The organism is Amaricoccus sp., from assembly GCF_036846665.1.
GTDB lineage: Bacteria > Pseudomonadota > Alphaproteobacteria > Rhodobacterales > Rhodobacteraceae > Amaricoccus.
Window position 1 is genome coordinate 1 of record NZ_DAIUBO010000343.1, and the last position, 3,051, is coordinate 3,051.

A 3,051-nucleotide genomic window follows, 5' to 3' on the forward strand; every position below is an offset into this window, starting at 1 on the left:
TCCCCAGCCCGATCGACCCGTGGCGATCGGGCCGCGCCGGCCCTGCGGGGGGCCGACGCGGCCCGATCCCCGACCGGCGGTGACGCTGCACCCCCCTCGCCCTGCCGCTTGAGCCTCCGGGCGACCGGATCGGCCGAGGCGCCACCGACGCCTCGCCTTTTCGGTCCGGGGGCATGCTGCGCGGGCCGCGCGGGGCGCGACCTTTTCCCGTCCCGGGATTTTGCCGCGGGCCGCAGTGTCGGTCGCCACGTACGTCACTCGGGTTGTTGTTGTGGGCCTTCGCCCTGCACTTCGTGGCGGCGTCGCATTCCGGTCGTGGATCTGGCAGGTGACAAATCCGCGCGCGCGGATTGCCGGCGGACCGTGCAGCCCGACCTCCCCTGGCCTAGGCGCTCGCACGCTCCAACCGTCGAGCCGCGGGATCAGGACTGGAGGTAGAGGTCGTAGTCGAAGGCGACCGAGAAGCCGATCCGCTCGTAGACCGGTCTTCCGAAATCGGTGGCCTGCAGCACCGCCATGCTCGCGCCGCGGCGGCGGCCCTCGGCCATGGCATGCAGGGTCATCGCGGTTCCGACGCCGCGCCGGCGGGCCTCGGGCAGGGTGGCGACGGCGTAGATCCCCGCGAGCCCGCCGGCCATCACCAGCGCGCTGACCGCGACGGGCCGGCCGTCGAGATAGCCGGTGAAGCGCGCCTGGTGCGCGTATGCGGCCTCCGGGACCGCGGCTTCGCAGCGGCTCATGGCACTCCGCACCGCCGGGGTGAGCTCGAAGGCGTCGCAGGTCAGCCAGGCCCAGTCGTGGCGCCCCGGCCGTCCCTCGACGGATGCGATCCGGAGACCGTCGACGGGGCGAACCGGCGGCAGCCCCGTGATGGAGGCCAGCATCGCGGGCTCGCGGCCGTGACGCTTCAGGCCCGCCGCTTCCAGTCTCGCCCTGACCGCATCCGAGACGGCGCTCGGGCTCAGGCGCCAGAGCACGGGGACGCCCTTCCCGGCGATGCATCCGGCGGCGGCACCGAGCGCGGCGTCGATGGCGGCGGGGTCCCGGCCGGTCAGGATGACCGAATTGAAGAGGTAGAGCGGGATCGGGGTATAGACGAAGAGCGCGCCGGGGAGCTGCCGGAAGAGCGCGCCCTCGGCGAGCCCGTAGCTGCCCCAATAGGCGGCGAGGCTCGCGTCCATCCTCGCGGTGAGGTCGGCATCGGGCGGCATGCTCCTGTCCCTCCCGCGGCGGGCCTTGCGCCGGCCCGGACCGCCGTTTCATTGAAGCACAGGCGGGGCCTTCGCACTACCGGCAAGGCTCGGGCCGGGACGGCGGGCATTTGCGTCGCGGCCGGTGATGGCGGCCACGCGTCGACAGGCGGTCGCTCCGGCAGTCGGAAGGGCCGTTGGCAGGACGAGGCTTCTCGGCGTAGCGATGCGGGGCCACCTGCCTTCCGTCCCATGGGAATGTGGTGGCGGCGGGTGGGACGGCCAGTATTCCGTCCGGCAATCGGGAAAGGGCGTGGATCCGTGCGGTGCTGTTTCGTCGGCGACAGTTTCGTCAACGGCCTGGGCGATGAGCAGGCGCTGGGATGGACCGGGCGGACCGTTCGGAGGGCCCGGCAGGCAGGCATCGACGTGACGGCCTATGATCTGGGCGTGCGCCGCGACACGAGCGCGGACATTCTGGCGCGGTGGAAGGGCGAGGTTTCCGCGCGCTTCCCCCGGGATGTCGAGCATCGGTTGCTGTTCGCATTCGGCGCCAACGATTGCGCGACCGCCGATCCGCGCGCCCCCGGGGTCGCGCGACTGCCGCCGGAGGCGACGCTCGCAAATGCGGATCTCATTCTCGCCGAGGCGGTCGGGCTGGCGCCGACGGTGATGATCGGTCCGGCGCCGATCATCGACGACGAAGCGGCGGACGCACGGATCGGGCGTCTGGAGCGCGAGCTGGCGGCGGTCGCGGAGCGAAGGGACGTGCCCTTCCTGCCGATCTTCGAATGGTGTCGCGGATGCAGGGCCTGGACGGAGGGTGCCGCGAAGAACGACGGCACGCATCCCGATGGCTCCGGCTATGCCGCCTTGGCAGGATACGTGCTGGATTGGCGGCCGTTCCGCCGATGGATGGGGCTCGATCCTGGCCCGTAGCCTGGGCGGCGACAGCGACCTGCCGTGACGGGTCGGGCAGGCGGCGGCGCCGCCTGCCGATGGACTCGGCCGGTTGCGGGCTTCGGCCCCGGCAGTGGGCTCATGCGCTTTGGGCGGGCAGGGACTGCGCCTCCGCGATGAGGCTGGCCAGCAGCTCGTCCAGCCGTTCGAGCGTGGAGGTCAGGCCCTCCTCCATGCCCATGTCGATCACCTTCTGCAGGTCTTTGGGCGAATCGTAGGAGACGCGCGTCTCGACGAGCGTGTGGTTGCCCTTGTCGGCGAGGCGCAATTCCTGGCGGGAGCGCGGCAGGTCGGGGTTCACCACGCCGGTTTCGTCGGTGAAGCCGTCATATCCCGTATAGCCGTCGATGGGCGTGATCGTCTCATAGTCCGTGCGGCTCCAGTAATGCGTGCCGTTCGGGTCGATCATGGCGAAGTGCCAGTGGCCGCCTTCGCGGAAGTCGAAGGATCTGGTCTTCGTCGTCAGCGGCCTAGGGGCATACCATCGATCGAGGAGCTCGCTCCGGGTGTAGCAATCCCACACCATCTGCCGTCCGGCGGCAAATTCCCGGCGGATGGTCAGCGTGCCGTCCTGCATGTCGGCGATGAAGTCGAAGCGCAGGTCAGGTCTCATCGGTCTCTCCCCCTAGGGTTGTCAGTAGATTGTCGAGATTGTCGTAGCGGCTCGCCCAGATGGCGCGTTGCTCGTCGAACCACCTTTCGGCCGCGGCCAGTCCGTCGGGGCTGAGCCTGCAGGTGCGCACGCGGCCCTGTTTCGTCGATGCGATCAGCCCGGCCTCTTCCAGCACGCCGATATGTTTCATGAAGGACGGAAGGGCCATGTCGAATGGGGCCGCGAGCTCCTTCACCGGCGCGGGTCCCCGCCCCAGCCGCTGGACCACCGCCCTGCGGGTCGGGTCCG

4 protein-coding genes are annotated in these 3,051 nt (G+C 70.6%); 1 reads left to right on the forward strand and 3 read right to left on the reverse strand.

Features of this window, described 5'->3' with window-relative positions; all coding sequences use genetic code 11:
- Positions 1–422: 422 nt before the first annotated feature.
- Entirely contained in the window at positions 423–1,211 is a 789-nt protein-coding gene (locus tag V7050_RS19930; protein WP_324368183.1) for a GNAT family N-acetyltransferase, read from the reverse strand.
- A 237-nt stretch (positions 1,212–1,448) separates the two neighbouring features.
- On the opposite strand from V7050_RS19930, the gene V7050_RS19935 reads away from it, so the two are divergent.
- Positions 1,449–2,129 (forward strand): GDSL-type esterase/lipase family protein, encoded by a 681-nt coding sequence (locus tag V7050_RS19935; protein ID WP_324368185.1) that lies wholly within the window; start codon positions 1,449–1,451, stop codon positions 2,127–2,129.
- A 100-nt stretch (positions 2,130–2,229) separates the two neighbouring features.
- Here V7050_RS19935 and V7050_RS19940 read toward each other — a convergent pair whose 3' ends face one another.
- Positions 2,230–2,763 carry an SRPBCC family protein gene (locus V7050_RS19940; RefSeq protein ID WP_324368187.1) on the reverse strand — a complete coding sequence of 178 codons (534 nt, stop codon included), beginning with the start codon at positions 2,761–2,763 and terminating at the stop codon, positions 2,230–2,232.
- On the reverse strand, positions 2,753–3,051 hold a 299-nt coding region (locus tag V7050_RS19945), incomplete at its 5' end, for an ArsR/SmtB family transcription factor (protein WP_324411127.1). The genes V7050_RS19945 and V7050_RS19940, both read right to left, overlap by 11 nt.